This window comes from Xanthomonas hawaiiensis, assembly GCF_031834635.1.
GTDB classification, from domain to species: domain Bacteria; phylum Pseudomonadota; class Gammaproteobacteria; order Xanthomonadales; family Xanthomonadaceae; genus Xanthomonas_A; species Xanthomonas_A sacchari.
Map to the genome: position 1 here is coordinate 4,130,812 of NZ_CP115873.1, position 15,560 is coordinate 4,146,371.

Consider the following 15,560-nt stretch of genomic DNA (forward strand, 5'->3'; position numbering starts at 1 on the left):
CGACAGGACGGAACGGCGACTCACGGCGCAGCCTCCTCGCCGGCGGTGCGGCCGCGCCAGCCGCTGCGCGCGCTGCTGGCGACGTGCTGGCCGAGGCGCTTGAAGCCGCGCATGCTGGCCGCGAACACGCGCCCCAGCGACACCCAGAAGCGGTCACGGTCGTGGCGGCCCCACTGCGACACCCAGATGTCGGCGCGGGCGAAGGTACAGGCCACCAGCCAGCGTTCCTGCTCGATCGACATCGGACGGAACTGGATGCTGATTTCGCCGTCGCGGTCGTGGCGCACCATCGCCGGCAGGCGCTTGGAACTGCCGCGTTGCGGCAGCGCGATCTCCACCGGCATATCCGGCTCCACCGGCACCGGCGCGAGCAGGCGCAACGCCATGCCGCCGGTGGAGAAGTTGACCGTGCGGCAGGCCAGTTCGCGGCCGTCGGCCAGGTGCAGGGTGGCCGGGATGTCCAGCGGCACGCGGTGCGAGCGGCGCACCTGGCGCATCTCGCTGGCGGTGGCGATGGTGGCGCCGAGCAACAGCACGTTGTAGGCGGTCCAGGCCAGGTTGAACCAGATCGTCTGCGCCTCGCCGCCGGCCTGCACGCTGAGCAGGCGCATCACCCCGGCGGCCAGGCCGGCCAGGTTGAGCACCAGCAGGAACAGATACGGTTTGGCGATCTGCCCGTCGAAATAGCTGCGCGGCACCAGGCCGCCCTTGGGGGTGACGTTGAACTTGCCGAGCTTGGGATTGAACAGCGCCACCAGCGTCGGGCGCAGGATGTACCAGGCCAGGGTGGTCTCGTAGACCTCGTTCCACAGCAGGTGGCGGAACTTGCCCTGGGTGCGCAGGTTGGTCAGGTTGGCCTGCAGGATGTGCGGCAGCGCGTAGGCCAGGATCATCAGCGCCGAGGCGTGGATCACGTGCGCGCCGAAGAACAGGAAGGCCAGCGGCGCGGTGAGGTAGACGATGCGCGGCAGCCCGTAGAAGAAGTGCAGCATCGCGTTGGCGTAGCACAGCCGCTGCGACAGGCGCAGGCCCTTGCCCAGCAGCGGGTTGTCCAGCCGCGCGATCTGCGCCATGCCGCGTGCCCAGCGGATGCGCTGGGCGACGTGGCCGGACAGGCTCTCGGTGGCCAGGCCGGCGGCCTGCGGCACCGCGATGTAGGCGCTGCGGTAGCCGCGGCGATGCAGCTTCAGCGCGGTGTGCGCGTCCTCGGTGACGGTCTCCACCGCCACCCCGCCCACTTCCTCCAGCGGCTTGCGCTTGATCACCGTGCACGAGCCGCAGAAGAAGGTGGCGTCCCACTGGTCGTTGCCGTCCTGCAGCAGGCCGTAGAACAGCTCGCCTTCGTTGGGCACCTTGCCGTGGTTGCCGAGGTTGCGCTCGAACGGATCGGCCGAGAAGAAGTAGTGCGGCATCTGCACCACCGCCAGCTTGGCGTCGCGCAGGAACCAGCCCATCGCCACCTGCAGGAACGAGCGCGTGGGGATGTGGTCGCAGTCGAAGATCGCCACGTACTCGCCGCTGGACTTCTTCAGCGCGGCGTTGATGTTGCCGGCCTTGGCGTGGAAGTTGTTGGTGCGGGTGACGTAGTGGATGCCGACCTGCGCGCAGAACGCGCGGAACTCCTCGCGGCGGCCGTCGTCGAGCAGGTAGATGTTGAGCTTGTCGGCCGGCCAGTCCATCACGCTGGCGGCGAGGATGGTCGAGCGCACCACCGACAGCGGTTCGTTGTAGGTGGGAATGAACAGATCGACGCTGGGCCATTGCCGCTGGTCGGCCGGCAGCGGCAGCGGCCGCCGGTTGAGCGGCCACAGCACCTGGAAGTAGCCCAGCGCCAGGATCACGAACGCGTACAGTTCGGCCAGCAGCAGGCCCAGGCCCAGGCTGAGGTCGACCGGGCTGCTCATGCCCACGGTCTGGGTCAGGCGCCACCAGATGTAGCGCGAGGACACCGCCAGCGACAGCGCCATCATCACCAGGATCGCCAGGCGGCTGCCGCTGCGCCGCAGCAGCATGGCCGCGGCGAACACCACCAGCGAGAACAGCAGTTGCTGCGGCACATCCATCGGGATGGCGACGACGAAGACCAGCAACACGGCGCCCAGCAGCCACAGCGACCAGTTGGCCAGGACATGCAGCGGGCGCGCGGCATGCGACGCGGAGGCAGCGCTCATCGGCGATTCCTAACAAGGGGAGGGGGTCGGCGCGCGGTCTTCCCCACCGCGCGGCAACGGCAAACAGGTGCGGCGCCCGCAGGCGCCGCGTGACATCAACGATTCAAGAAACGCTTGAGCGGCCCGCCCGGCGCCGGCACGGTGGCCTCGCGGCCGACCTCGAGCAGGCGCTGGAACAACTGCTGCAACGGCGTGCCGGTCGCGGCGGCCGTGACCTCAGCCGGCGCCGCCGCCGCTGCGGCAGGCGCCATCGGCAACGGCGCGGCAGCTACCGGTGCGGCCGGCCTGGATTCGATCGCGGCGCGTACCACCGACAACACCGGTGCCGGCGCGGCAGGCACCGATGCGGCAGGCGCTGCAGGCGCCGCGGCAGCCGGTTCCGCGGCGCTGAGCCGGTCGGCGGAGAAATCCTGGTAGGCGGTGGCACCGCTGCTGCCGAGCTTGGCGAACAGGCTGGAGACGTCGTCGCCGGTTTCGGCACCCGTCTGCTTGGACTTCTTGGACATGACGCCCCTCATGACGATCTGAAAATAATCGGTCGCTACCGCCGCGCTCAGCCGGCCCTGGCCAGCACGAAGCGGCGCAGGTCTTCGTTCCCTGACGACAACGCACGCACGCCCAGGCCGGACGACATCCCCACCTGCACGCACCATGCCTGATACACCCCTTCCAGGAAGCCGTCGGCGCCGCTCGCCTGCCCGGCCAGGCCGATGTGCAGCGGCGAGCCGGCGTGCAGCAACTCGACGCGGTCGGCGTGCTCCTCGAAGCGCGCATAGCCCCATTCCAGCCGGTCCCAGACGCGATTGGCCGCGTCCTCAAGCTCTTGCAGGGTGCTGCAGGCACCGACCGGGTGCTCGACCGCGAAGCGGCGGCCGATGCGCGCCATCAGCAGGGCCAAGTCCTCGGCGCCCAGTTCCGCAGCGAATTCCTCGGCCAGCGCGCGCAGAAAACCGCGCCACTGCCGCGAACAGGCGTGGGTGCGGTAATGGGTCTGCAACGCGTGAACGCTCATCGAAGAAGTCTCTGGCCAGGGACGGAACGACAACGGCGCAGTGGCTGTAGCGCCTCGGGCCGGCCGTCGGCGGCCGTCACTATTGCGACACAGTTCTCACTTTGCAATGCAGTGTATCTCACTCTTTCTTCACAGCAAAGCCCTCGCAGACGGAAATGCGACCGCTGCCCGCCCGCCGGCGATCGGCGCCCCCCGTGGCACCGCCACGGCCATTCCCGGCTCAGGGCTGCTCCTCGGCCGGCACCTGGAACACCTGCCGCAGGTAGGCCAGATAGGCCGGGTCGTCGCACAGGGTCTTGCCGGGCGAGTCGCTGAGCTTGGCCACCGGCTGGCCGTTGCAGCGGACCATCTTGATCACGATCTGCAACGGCACCAGGCCCAGATCGTTGGTCAGATGCGTGCCGACGCCGAACGCCAGCATGCAGCGGTCGCGGAAATGCGCGTACAGCCGCATCACCTTGTCGATGTCCAGGCCGTCGCTGAACACCAGGATCTTGCTGCGCGGATCCACCCGGTGCCGCTGCAGGTGCGCCAGCACCCGCTCGCCCCACTCGAACGGATCGCCGGAATCGTGGCGCATGCCGTCGAACAACTTGCAGAAGTACAGATCGAAATCGCGCAGGAACGCCTCCAGGCCCACCACGTCCGACAGCGCGATGCCGAGATCGCCGCGGTACTCGCGCGCCCACGACTCCAGCGCCGCCGCCTGCGAATCGCGCAGCCGCGGCCCCAGCGCCTGGAACGCCTGCAGGTACTCGTGCGCCATCGTGCCCAGCGGGGTCAGGCCGTAGCGGCGGGCGAAGTACACGTTGCTGGTGCCGACGAACTGCCTGCCCAGGGTCTGCTGCAGCACCGGCAGCAGCTCGCCGTGCCAGGCGCGCGAATAGCGGCGGCGGGTGCCGTAGTCGGCGATGGCGCAGTTGTCGTAGCCGGGGGTGTCGCGCAGCAGCGCGATCTTGGCCTGCAGGCGGCGCAGGCCTTCGGCATGGTCGGCGCCGCCGGCATTGCGGAACCACACCTCGTTGACGATCGCCAGCAGCGGCACCTCGAACAGGATGTTGTGCAGCCACGGCCCGCGAATGCGCAGCTCGATCTCGCCGGGCACGCTGGTCGAGGCCTGCAACTGCAGATACTTGCGGTCCAGGTGGAACAGCGCCAGGAAATCGACGAAATCCGGCTTGATGAAGCGCATCGCGCGCAGGTAGTCCAGCTCGTCGGCACGGAAGCGCAGCGCACACAGCGCGTCGATCTCCGCCGAGATCTGCGGCAGGTATTGCGCCAGGTCGATGCCGGGGGTGCGGCACTTGAAGCGGTATTCCACCTGCGCGCCGGGATGCTGATGCAGCACCGCCTGCATCATGGTGAACTTGTAGAGGTCGGTGTCCAGCAGCGAGTCGATGATCATCGGCCGATTATGCGCTCAGTGCGTTGCAGGCTCCGTCTTCGTGCTTTTCTGTGGGAGCGTCAGCCGCGACCGGGTGTTTCCGATAAGGTGCTGCCGCGGCTGAAGCCGCACAATTCAGCCATGGTGACAACGAGTGCAAGAGCAAAGCTTTCGCCTTGCGGCGAGTCACTTGATCAGCCTTCGGCTGCTGAGGAGCGCTTCTTTGCTTGTGCAAAGAAAAGTAACCAAAAGAAGCGCTTTACCACAGCCGAAGGCTGGTCAAGCACACCCTGCCTCGCGCCCTCCGCGCTAACGCGCTCCGGGTCCGCGTCCATCCCGGGGATCCGCGGAAGGGGCTTGTCTGCTTCGCAGCCAAGTCCGGGGCAGTCGCCTCACGGCGCCAGCCCGCCCGCCGGGGCGAAGCAGTGCTTCGCCTTTTTCCGGCGAGCCCTGCCCCTGTCGCGGACGGCGCACATCCCTGTGCGCCGCCCTTCGGGTGTTTCCCCGCGATGGCCGCCGCTTCGGAAGGGAACCCGGCAAGTCAAAAGCAAGGGCAACAGCCAAAGCCAAGCGACTGCGACTCCCAAAAGGACTCGCGGTGACCGGTGTCCGGGCGCGATGTGGGAGGGACTCTCGTCCTCTTTTGTGGGATCAGTCACGACGGCTTCCGAGGTCAGATCGTCCGCCTACTCCGTTCGTCGTGGTTGCATGACAGTTGACTCCTGCCAAGGGCGAAGCGCGCCCCTGATCCCTGACTCTCACCGCTTCAGCACCGCCTGCGCCGGCTTGTGCTGCACGGTGAAATCGCTGTCGCGCGCGCCGCCGGCGTCCGGATCGGTGTACCAGCACCACAGCGCGATGCCGGCGATGCGCGGCTGCGCGTCGAGCACGTCGCGCCACTCGCGCAGCACCTGCGCCTGCAACGCAGTGTCGACCTCGGCCGTGCGCTGCTCCGGACTTTCCCAGGGCGCCGCCAGGCTGCCGTGCGCCGAACGCAGGCCCAGCTCGGCCACCCACACCGGGCGGTCGCTGCGCTCGCCCAATGCCTGCACCCGCGCCGCCGCCGCGCGCATCTGCGCGCGCCGTTGCGCCGGCGCGGCGGCCAGCGCCGGATACAGGCTGGTGCCGACGAAATCGAAGCGCTCCCAGTAGCCGAAGCGCTCGGCCTGCTCCAGGCCGTCGGCGACGTAGCCGATCGGTCCGCGATAGACCCGGCGCACCGCCGCCAGCAGCGCTGGCCACTGCGGCGCATCCTGCAACTGACGCAGTTCGGTGCCGACGATCAGCGCGCTGGCGCGTTCCTCGGCGGCGACCTGGGCCAGTTGCAGCAGCGCGCGCCGATAGGCCGCGAACCAGGCATCGCGATCGGCCGGCGCGGCCTCGCCGGCCCAGTGTCCGGGAATCCACAGATGCACCTTCAGTACCGGCTGCAGGCCGGCCGCGCGCATCTGCCGCAATCCGGCGCGGACCAGCGCCGGACTGCTGTCGCTGCCCAGTACCGGCGCCGAGGACTGCGGCGACGCCTGCCAGACGAAGGCGACCAGCAGCGCACGCGAGGCGCCGGCCTCGGCCAGTTGCCGCAGCGACTGCTGCGCCGCCGCGCTGCCCCAGGGCGCCTTCGGCGACACCTTGACGTTGGCGCCCATCCACGGCGGCGCCGGCGCCGCACTGCAGCCGCCGGCGCTCAGCGCCAACAGCAGTGCGGCCAGCAATCTCACGGCGATCGGCGCCATACCCGGTAGATGCCCTGGTGGTAGACCAGACTGTAGCCCGGCAGGCCCTGCTGCCATAGCTGCGGGAAACGCCGGTTGAGGCTGTCCAGCGATCCGGCCTGGCTGGCCGGATCGCTCACCACCACCTGCGCCGGCATCCGCCGCGGATCGACCAGCGCCTGCTTGAAGCGCGGATCGAACGGCAGGATCAGTTGTTTGGCGTCGCCACGGGCGACGATCACCGGATAGCTGGCGCGGTCGTCGAGCAGGGTCGGCAGCCGCGCCTCCGCCAGCCACGTCCCCAGTTGCGCAGCGTCGGCATGGCGCGGCGGTGCCGGCGCCTGCAGCGCGGCGATCCAGTCGCGGGTGGTGGAGGTGGCGGTGCGGGCGATCACCCAGCCGCTGGACACCGCGCCGGCCAGCAACAGCGCCAGGCCGAGCCAGCGCATGTTGCGGCGCAGGTCGCCCAGCACCAGCGCCACCGGCACCAGCAGCAGGGCCAGGAAGTCCAGCGGCTGCGCACTGAAATGCGCCCAGGTGGCCAGCGTGCCGGCACCGAGCACGGTGGCGGTGGCGGCGAGCACGCTGCGCCAGGTGTCGCCGTCGCGGGTGTGGCGCAGCAGCAGCAACAGCGGTGCGCTGACGATGCCTGCCAGCAACAGCCACAGCGGCGGCCACCACGGCCGCGCCGCGGCCTGCTGCAGCCATGGCTGCAGCGCCGCCTGCGCCGAGATGCCGCGGAACGCCGACGTGGCATCGCGCACGAACAGCAGCGGATCGCCGAAGAACATGTAGTTGAGGTACATCCACGCCCCAACCGCGAACAGGAACGGCAGGTAGCACACCAGATAGAAGGCCAGCGGCGCCTGCCGCATCAGCCGCGGCGGCGCGATCAGGAACAGCCATGGCGCCAGCGCCAGCGCCAGGAAGCAGGCGCGTTCGTCGACGAAGAACAGCAGGCACAGGCTCGCCGCCAGGCGCAGGTAGGCGAAGGCTTCCGGGTCGTCGCGGAAATGGCGCAGCGCGCGCGCGGCGACGTAGAACACCAGCAGGCCCAGGCCCTGGTTGTTGCCGGACAGGGTCGGCCACAGGAAGAACGGCTGGATCACCACGCCCGCACTCAGCGCCCAGGCCCAACCGCGGCCCAACCCGGCGGCAATGTCGCGCCACAGCAGGGTCACCAGCGCCGCCCCGGCCAGTACGTCGACCAGGTACGGCAGCAACGGCGTGGACAGGCCCGGCAGGCCGCCGATCAGCACGCCCAGGTACAGCGAGGCCTGCGCGTACAGGAAGCCCAGGTACTCGATGCGGAAGCCGGCCGCGTCGCGCAACAGCAGCAGCTTGGCGTATTGCGCCATCGCGTCGTCGCTCATGTAGCCGTGCGCGAGCAGCCGGTGGCACAGCAGCGCCAGCAGCGCCGCGGTGAACACGAACACCGCGGTGCCGCGCGCGCGCGGCGGCGCGTCAGTCGTCGAGCGCGGCGCGGCGCTCTTCGGCCATGTGCTTGCTGATGCCATGGGTGGTCTTTTCCCAGTAGAACGGGTTGCGGATGAGCTGCCACAGGCCCTTGTAGGCGGCGATGGACTGCAGCAGCCAGTACAGCGGCACGGTCAGCGCGTAGGGCGCCAGGCGGAAGTAGTCGCGCTTGAACGCCGCCACCAGGGTCATGTAGATCAGGAAGCCGTTGCCGAGCAGCAGGTTGAGCAGACTCAGGTACAGCAGCGCCGGCGGGAAGAACGGATCGAAGAACTTCGAGCCCACCGCCAGCCACAGCCCGTAGCTCAGCCACATCAGCGGCGCGGCCAGCGCGGTGAAGAAGGTGCCGCCGACGAACAGCTGGAAGCCCCAGAACCCGCGCACGCCGGTGGAGCGGTACAGCTGCACCGGGTCGCGCATGTGCACCAGCCAGGTCTGCATGTAGCCCTTGAGCCAGCGCGAGCGCTGCCGGATCCAGTTGGGAATGCTGACGTTGGCTTCCTCGAACGTGGTCGAGTTGACCACGCTGACCCGGTAGCCCTGCTGGGTCAGGCGCACGCCCAGGTCGGCGTCCTCGGTGACGTTGTACGGATCCCAGGCGTGGACCTTGCGCAGGATGTCCAGGCGGAAGTGGTTGGAGGTGCCGCCGAGCGGAATCGGGATGCGCAGGGTCTCCAGCGCCGGCAGGTAGAAGTCGAACCACAACGTGTATTCCAGCGTGAACATGCGCGTGAGCCAGTTCTCGTCGGCGTTGTAGTAGTTCAGCCGCGCCTGGATGCAGGCCACGTCGGCCGGCGACTTGCGGAACGCGGCGACCACGCGCTTGAGCTGGTCCGGCTCCGGCTTGTCCTCGGCGTCGTAGATGGTGAGCATCTGCCCGCGGGCGAAGCGCAGCGCGTAGTTGCAGGCCTTGGGCTTGGTCTTGGGCTGCGACGGCGGCACCCGGATGATCTCGAAGAACGCCTCCAGGCCCAGCGCCTTGGCCGCCTCGATGGTCTCGGTGTCGTCGGCCTCCAGCACCAGCTTCACGTCCAGCTTGGAGGTCGGGTAGTCGAGCCGGCGCAGCGCGTTGGCCAGGATCGGCAGCACGTCCGGTTCCTTGTACATCGGCACCAGCACCGTGTAGACCGGCAGGTCTTCGTCGCCGAGCGCGGCCACTTCCTCGTCGCTGACCTTGATGTCGATGCGGCGCCGCGCGCCGCGCCAGGCCAGCACCAGTTTCAGCCCGAAGGTGGCCAGGAACGCCACCGCGATCAGCGTGTTGAGCGCGATCAGGGTGACCAGCGGCCACAGCGCCAGGGCCGCGGCCAGCACCACCGTGAGCGCCACCAGGAACACCGACTGCGCGCGGGTGATCACCTGCCGCGCCGAGTGCTCCGGCGCATGTTCGGCCAGCAGGTTCAGCGCGTCGTGGGTGAGCTGCGCGTCGGCGTGCTGCTGCAGGCTCCAGACGATGTCGAACTTGGAGGTACCGACGAAGCGCACCTGCTCGCCGTAGGTGGCGCGCGCCCAGGCGAAGGTCTCCGGGCCGGGATCAGCCACCGCCAGTACCAGCTGGCCGTCCTCCTCGCGCCACGGCAGCACCAGGCGCTGCGCGTAGTCGGCCAGCCGCTCCGGCTGGAACAGCGCCGGGTCGATCGGCTGCTTGAGCAGATTGACGAAGTGCAGCCCGAAATGCTCCGCCAGCACCGTGTAGAAGCGCAGCGGCGCAACCCCGCGCTGGGCCAGCACCACGTCGCCCAGCCGCGAGCGCCAGCGCGCCTGCAGGGCCAGCGCGTTCTGCAGCTGCGGCGGGTCGATCACCCCCGCGGCGACCAGCGCCTCGCCGATCGGCGCCTGCAGGCCGCCCTCGGTCGGCAGCCGCCCGAGCCGGCCGGGGACGTTCGCCTCGGCGGCGACGCTCTCGTGTTCGCCGGACACGGCTAGAACCGCCACCAGGCGGCGACGAACGGACCGCCCGCGCCGCCGGTGTTGCGCCCGGCCACCGGCTGTTGGTAGCCGAGCTGCAACTGCGTGCCGCCGGGCAGCGTGTAGAGCACCGAGGCCTGCAGCTTGCTGAAATCGAAGTTGTTGCCGCGGATCGGCGTGTTGTCGCCGGGCGCGTAGATGCGGTTCGGCCCCTTGCCGTTGCCCAGGCTCTGGATCACGTTGAACTCGCCGATCAGCATCCAGCGCGGCGCCAGGGCCACGCCGCTGGACACGTCCAGCCGCGCCTCGTCGGAGGCGTCGCCGCCGCGCAGCCGCACCGCCGTACCCAGGTCCACATAGCCGTCGTGCTCGCCCAGGCGGTAGCCGCGGCCGACGCTGTAGCGCAGCTCGGCGCCGTAGTCGCCCTGGCCCAGCGCCGGCCGCTCCCCATCGCGCTGGCGCGCGTAGGCGGGCACCAGCGCCAGCACCTGCAGCGCGCCCTGCCAGGGGCCGTCGCGGCCATCGGGGTCGAGCCGGTAGCGCAGGCCGATTTCCTGGTCCGACCAGCCGCTGCTGTGGCGGTCGCCGTAGCCGCTGTCGTTGCGATAGCCGACCTTGCTGAAATAGAAGTTGCCGACCAGGGTCAGGTCCGAGGTCAGCGCGTATTCGCCGTAGAGGTTGAGCTGGTCCTGGCGGCTGCGCCCGGCATCGGGGAAGTTGCCGGACTGGCCGTGGCTGTTGAACACCGCGCCGCCATCGGTGTGGCTGGCCTTGAGGATCACCAGCCCGTGGCCGGCCTCGTCGACCCAGGCGCTGGCCCAGCAGGGGCCGGCCGCCAGGGCGAGCAGCGCCAGCATCAACCGCGCGCGGCGCGCAGGCGTGGCGCGGCCGGCAGCCGGCATGGACGCAGCGGAGGCGCAAACGCCCACGTGGGCGCGCGGACGCACGCCGTCGAAATCATGCATGGTTGAGTTCCTGGTGGGGGTCCCCCGAACCGGAAAGCAGGCGCGGTCCAGGAGGAAATCGGCGGAACACGTCATTTGTTAAGTGACGCACTTCCCAATATAGCGAATTTATGCTGCCATGCCGCACGCGCGCGCGGCACGCGCCGATTTCGTTCAGCCTGGACGGCGCCAGCACAGACGGGCGAAGGTGACCCAGGCGTGCAGCCAGATCACCATCCACACCGCCGCCCGCACCGGCCAGGCCCGGGTCGGCGCCTCGAACTTGCGGAAGTAGCGCCACAGCCCGCGGTGCTTGTGCCACTCGACGAACCAAGGCCGCTTGCGGCTGGACACGCCGCGCACGTGCAGCACGCGCAGGCGGTTCAGCACCGCCACCGTGGCCCCGGCCTGGCGTACCCGGCGGCACAGGTCCAGGTCCTCGGCATGCAGCCGGTAGCCGGCATCCCAGCCGCCGATGCGCACGAACAGCGCGCGCGGCAGCAGCATCAGCGCGCCGGACAGCGCCGGCACCGGCTGCAGCGGCTGCGCCGGGTCGGCCGCCAGCGCCAGCCGCGAGCCGGCCAGCGGATGCCGCAGCATCGCCGCGAAGTCCGGATCGCGGCGCCGCACTGCGGCGTCGGCGCGACCGTGTTCGTCGACCTGCTCCACGCCCAGCAACGCCTCGCCGAGCGCAGCGGCCTGCGCGCGCAATTGCGCCAGGGTGTCGGGCTCGACCATCAGGTCGGGATTGACGAAGGCCAGCCACGGCGCATCGCTGGCCACCGCGCCCTGGTTGCAGGCGGTGGCGAAGCCGGGGTTGTCGGGGTTGGCGATGAAGCGCACCCGCGCATCGTCCAGCGCATGCCGCTGCACCAGTGCCAGGGTGTCGTCGCGCGAGGCGTTGTCGACCACCCGGATCTGCGCCACTCCGGCCGCCGCGCGCAACCGCTGCAGACAGGCGTCGATGGTGCTGCCGCTCTCGTAGGTCACCACCACCACGGCTATCTGCTGTTCGCTCATCGGCCGATTATCCCGTATGTCTCCCCGCATGCGCCGCCCGCTGCGCGCGCGGCAGGCATAGCGGCGGCGGCGATTGCCGCGCATACTCTGCGCCCCGTGCGCTGCGCGGCCGCCTGCGGCCCTGCGCGCATGGGAGACGGAGCGATCCGTGTCCTCCCTTTCGTCCAGTGCAGATGCCGGCCAGCGTTGTTTCCTGTCCCAGGCTGCCGCCCCACCCCGCACACCGCGCGCGCCGCCCGAGCCCGCGCGCATGCCGAGATGCCGGCGGCGCCCGCTTCTCCGCTCCCGATCGCGCGACCGGGCCCTGCCCCAGGCCTCCCCGCTTCTGGTCTAGACCAACCACTCGCAATGGCAGTGCCGCCGCGCATGCCGCGCCTGCCATGCGGCGGCTGGTCTGGCGCACTGGGTCGCGCCTGCCCAGCGAGGTGCGCGCATGAGCGCCCGCCACCAGATGCACGGCATGGGCACGCAGACCGTCGCCGCCGACTGGCCGCCACTGTCAGACGGCGAGGTGGAAGCGCTGCTGCAGCAGTACGCCTTGCCCGGTCACCTGCACGGACTGCGCTGGCATAGTCCGCGCCCGTTCTCGGCGGCGGCGGAGGTCGAGACCGGCGTCGGCACCCTGTTCGTCAAGCGCCACCACCGCCGCGTGCGCGACCTGCATGCCTTGGGCGAGGAGCACGCCTTCATCGCCCATCTGCGCGCGCAGGGCATGCCGGTGCCGGAGGTGCTGCGCGACCGCGACGGCGCCAGCGCGGTGCGGCGCGGCCATTGGACCTACGAGGTGATGCGCGCCGGCGCGGGCGAAGACCGCTATCGCGAGGCGATGTCGTGGACGCCGTTCGCCGACACCGCCCATGCCGCCGCCGCCGGCCGCGCGCTGGCGGCGCTGCACCGCGGCGCCGCCGGCTACGCCGCGCCACCGCGCAGCACCACCTTGCTGGTCGCCAACCTGCGCCTGTTCGCCCAGCCGCAGCCGCTGCAGGCGTTGCAACAGGACCTGGCGCGGCGCCCGGCGCTGGCCGAGTGGCTGCAACAACGCGACTGGCAGGGCGACCTGCGCGCGCACCTGCTGCCCTGGCACGCGCAGGCCTGGCCGCTGCTGCAGGCGCAGCCGCCGCTGTGGACGCATGGCGACTGGCACGCGTCCAACCTGCTGTGGCACGGCCAAGGCGCCGCCAGCACGGTCAGCGCGGTATTCGATTTCGGTCTTGCCGACCGCACCTTCGCCCTGTTCGACCTGGCGACGGCGATCGAGCGCAACCTGATTCCGTGGCTGCACCTGGACGACGGCGGCAACGCTGTCGCCGACCTCGACCAGCTCGATGCGCTGCTGCACGGCTATGCCACGCTGCTGCCGTTGGACGCGGCGCAACTGCGCCTGCTGGCCGCGCTGCTGCCGCTGGTGCATGCCGATTTCGCGCTCAGCGAGATCGAGTATTTCGCCGGCATCACCGGCTCGGACGCGCACGCCGAGATCGCCTACCGCCGCTACCTGCTCGGCCACGCGGCCTGGTTCGGCGAGGGCGAAGGCCAGCGCCTGCTGCGGCACCTGCAGCGGCGCGCCGCGGTCGCGCCATGAACCGTCGCATCCGCACCGACACGTCCGCCGTCACGCCTGCCGTGCGCACAGCGCGCGGCGCTGCCGCTTCTCTCCTCTTTCGTTTCGCTTGCCCGAGGTCGTTCCGCATGCTTCCCACCCGCCGTTTCCCCGCTCCGCACGCCCTCGCGCTGGCGCTGGCCACCGCCCTGCCGCTGCCGGCCCTGGCCGCCGACGATGCGGCACCGTCCGCCAACACGCAGACCCCGGTCGAACTGGACGCGGTCAACGTGCAGGGCCGGCAATCGCAGCACCGCAGCAGCCTGAGCGGCTATGGCGATGCGCCGCTGCTGGACACGCCGATGGCGATCGACACCATCGACCGCAGCCAGTTGGCCGACCGCCAGGTGCGCGTGCTCAGCGAGGTGCTGCGCGCCGACGCCGCGGTCGGCGACAGCTACGCGCCGATCGGCTACTACGAGAACTTCCTGGTGCGCGGCTATTCGCTGGATGCGGCCAACAGCTACCGCATCAACGGCCTGACCATCGCCGGCGAACAGAACGTGGCGCTGGAGAACAAGGAGCAGGTGCAGGTGCTCAAGGGCCTGTCCGGAGTGCTGTCCGGCATCGCCACCCCGGCCGGCGTGATCGACTACCAGACCAAGCGCCCGCAGCACGTGCGCAGCCTGGTGCTGAGCGGCGACGACGACGGCAGCCGAGGCGCGGCGGTGGACCTGGGCGACTGGTTCGGCAGCGAGCGCCAGTTCGGCCTGCGCGTCAACGCCGCGCACGAGACCTTGCGTAGCTATGTCGATCACGCCGACGGCCACCGCAACTTCCTGTCGCTGGCCGCGGACTGGAACATCGACCCGCAATCGACTCTGCAACTGGACGTGGAGTACCAGGACCGCCAGCAGCGCTCGGTGCCGGGCTATCAACTGCTCGGCGGCACGCAGCTGCCGAGCGGGGTGTCCGTGCATCGCCTGCTCGCCTACCAACCCTGGTCCAGGCCGGTCGGCATCGAGGCGCTGAATGCGCAGGCGCGCTACGAATACCGCTTCAGCGACGCCTGGAACCTGCGCGTGGCCGCATCGCACAGCCGCGCGCTGATCGACGATTACTCCAGCTTCGCCTGGGGCTGCTACGGTGCGGCCAGCTGTGCCGACGACGCGGTACCCAACCACTTCAGCCGCGAAGGCGACTACGACATCTACGACTACCGCAGCCCCGCCGACAGCCGTCGCAACGACGAACTGCAGGCGATCGCCAGCGGCAGCGCCAGCACGGGCGTGCTGCAGCACCAGGTCCAGGTCGGGGTCGATTACCTGCATCGCACCATCGACCGCCACGGTTCGATCAATGAAATGATCGGCAGCGGCAACATCGACGCCGACCCGCCGCTGCTGGCGCCGGCCGACGCCGTGCTCGGCCCCAAGCGCCGGCGCCTGGACAGCGAACAGACCGCGCTGCTGGCCAGCGACCGCATCGGCATCGGCGATGCCTGGCAACTGCTGCTGGGCGCACGCCAGGTGCGCTACGACGAACGCGCCTGGGACCGCGATGGCATGCTGACCCGACGCACGCGCCGCTCGGTGCTGCTGCCGCAGGCGGCACTGCTGTTCAAGCTGCAGCCGTCGCTGTCGCTGTATGCCAGCTTCGCCAAGGGCCTGGCCCCGGGCGGCACCGCGCCGTGGTTCGCCAGCAACGCCGACAGCATCCTCGCGCCGACCAGCGCCTACCAGCGCGAGGCCGGCATGAAGTACGAGCGCGACGGCGTGACCCTGGGCGCGGCACTGTTCGACATGCGCCAGGCGGACCAGTACGCGCAGCCGCAGGCCGACGGCAGTTTCCTGTTCGTGCAGCAGGGCCGCCTGCACAACCGCGGCATCGAACTGTCCGCCGCCGGCACGCTGGGCGCCGGGCTGCACCTGCAGGCCAGCGTCGCCGGCATTCGCGCGCGCGCCGAGGACACCGGCACGCCGGGCGACGAAGGCCATCAGGCACTGAACGTGCCGCGCTTGCGCGCCAGCGCCCAGGCCACCTGGGACGTGCCTGGCGTCAGCGGCCTGGCGCTGCTGGGCGGCGCGCAGTACAGCGGCGCCAAGTACGCCGACCGCAGCGGCCAGGTCGCCGTCGGCGGCTACAGCGTCTACACCCTCGGCGCCCGCTACGCCACGCGCCTGGGCGCGGTACCGACCACGCTGCGGCTGAGCGTGGACAACCTCACCGACAAGCGCTACTGGCGCGATGTCGGCGCCTACGAAGGCGACGATTATCTGTTCCTCGGCGCGCCGCGGACCGCGCGGCTGGCGCTGCAGTTCGATTTTTGAGGAGCTGGGAATGGGGAATCGGGATTGGTTGAGGAGCCGGGAATGGGGAATCGGGATTCGGGA

Annotated in this window: 11 protein-coding genes; 2 read left to right on the plus strand and 9 right to left on the minus strand. The window is 70.2% G+C overall.

Annotated features, from left to right (window positions below):
* Positions 1-20 precede the first annotated feature (20 nt).
* From bcsA to PG878_RS17605, 9 genes are all read right to left on the minus strand, one after another.
* A complete protein-coding gene (gene bcsA, locus PG878_RS17565) occupies positions 21-2,171 on the minus strand; it encodes a UDP-forming cellulose synthase catalytic subunit (RefSeq protein WP_209032404.1) in 2,151 nt (716 codons plus the stop codon).
* Between the two features lie 95 nt (positions 2,172-2,266).
* A complete protein-coding gene (locus tag PG878_RS17570) occupies positions 2,267-2,677 on the minus strand; it encodes a hypothetical protein (protein WP_209032405.1) in 411 nt (136 codons plus the stop codon).
* 47 nt (positions 2,678-2,724) lie between these two features.
* Positions 2,725-3,183, minus strand: coding sequence for a cellulose biosynthesis protein BcsD (gene bcsD, locus PG878_RS17575; RefSeq protein WP_209032406.1), 459 nt, complete (start codon positions 3,181-3,183; stop codon positions 2,725-2,727).
* Between the two features lie 220 nt (positions 3,184-3,403).
* Positions 3,404-4,588: a nicotinate phosphoribosyltransferase gene (pncB, locus tag PG878_RS17580; RefSeq protein ID WP_209032407.1), complete on the minus strand. Its 1,185-nt coding sequence runs from the start codon at positions 4,586-4,588 to the stop codon at positions 3,404-3,406.
* A gap of 737 nt (positions 4,589-5,325) precedes the next feature.
* Positions 5,326-6,300, minus strand: a complete 975-nt coding sequence (locus PG878_RS17585; protein ID WP_244672731.1) for a glycoside hydrolase family 113 — start codon at positions 6,298-6,300, stop codon at positions 5,326-5,328.
* Positions 6,282-7,796, minus strand: coding sequence for a hypothetical protein (locus PG878_RS17590; protein ID WP_209032408.1), 1,515 nt, complete (start codon positions 7,794-7,796; stop codon positions 6,282-6,284). The genes PG878_RS17585 and PG878_RS17590 overlap by 19 nt, the downstream gene beginning before the upstream one ends.
* Positions 7,744-9,675, minus strand: a complete 1,932-nt coding sequence (locus tag PG878_RS17595) for a glycosyltransferase family 2 protein (RefSeq protein WP_209032409.1) — start codon at positions 9,673-9,675, stop codon at positions 7,744-7,746. Before PG878_RS17595 ends, PG878_RS17590 begins: the two co-directional genes overlap by 53 nt.
* A 2-nt stretch (positions 9,676-9,677) precedes the next feature.
* Positions 9,678-10,628 (minus strand): hypothetical protein, encoded by a 951-nt coding sequence (locus PG878_RS17600; protein WP_209032410.1) that lies wholly within the window; start codon positions 10,626-10,628, stop codon positions 9,678-9,680.
* A gap of 153 nt (positions 10,629-10,781) precedes the next feature.
* Complete coding sequence (locus PG878_RS17605; protein ID WP_209032411.1) at positions 10,782-11,627, minus strand: glycosyltransferase family 2 protein; 846 nt, start codon at positions 11,625-11,627, stop codon at positions 10,782-10,784.
* A gap of 433 nt (positions 11,628-12,060) precedes the next feature.
* Between PG878_RS17605 and PG878_RS17610 the strand changes: the two genes are divergently transcribed.
* A complete protein-coding gene (locus PG878_RS17610) occupies positions 12,061-13,209 on the plus strand; it encodes a phosphotransferase enzyme family protein (RefSeq protein ID WP_209032412.1) in 1,149 nt (382 codons plus the stop codon).
* A 107-nt stretch (positions 13,210-13,316) separates the two neighbouring features.
* Entirely contained in the window at positions 13,317-15,497 is a 2,181-nt protein-coding gene (locus tag PG878_RS17615) for a TonB-dependent siderophore receptor (protein ID WP_209032413.1), read from the plus strand.
* The last annotated feature ends 63 nt before the right edge of the window (positions 15,498-15,560 follow it).

Bases quoted from the DNA above. Each gene is read 5' to 3' on its own strand.
- PG878_RS17615 (WP_209032413.1), top strand. From the start codon at position 13,317: ATGCTTCCCACCCGCCGTTTCCCCGCTCCGCACGCCCTCGCGCTGGCG.
- PG878_RS17590 (WP_209032408.1), bottom strand. From the start codon at position 7,796: ATGGCATCAGCAAGCACATGGCCGAAGAGCGCCGCGCCGCGCTCGACG.
- PG878_RS17610 (WP_209032412.1), top strand. From the start codon at position 12,061: ATGAGCGCCCGCCACCAGATGCACGGCATGGGCACGCAGACCGTCGCC.
- bcsA (WP_209032404.1), bottom strand. From the start codon at position 2,171: ATGAGCGCTGCCTCCGCGTCGCATGCCGCGCGCCCGCTGCATGTCCTG.
- PG878_RS17605 (WP_209032411.1), bottom strand. From the start codon at position 11,627: ATGAGCGAACAGCAGATAGCCGTGGTGGTGGTGACCTACGAGAGCGGC.
- PG878_RS17570 (WP_209032405.1), bottom strand. From the start codon at position 2,677: ATGTCCAAGAAGTCCAAGCAGACGGGTGCCGAAACCGGCGACGACGTC.
- PG878_RS17585 (WP_244672731.1), bottom strand. From the start codon at position 6,300: ATGGCGCCGATCGCCGTGAGATTGCTGGCCGCACTGCTGTTGGCGCTG.
- bcsD (WP_209032406.1), bottom strand. From the start codon at position 3,183: ATGAGCGTTCACGCGTTGCAGACCCATTACCGCACCCACGCCTGTTCG.
- PG878_RS17600 (WP_209032410.1), bottom strand. From the start codon at position 10,628: ATGCATGATTTCGACGGCGTGCGTCCGCGCGCCCACGTGGGCGTTTGC.
- pncB (WP_209032407.1), bottom strand. From the start codon at position 4,588: ATGATCATCGACTCGCTGCTGGACACCGACCTCTACAAGTTCACCATG.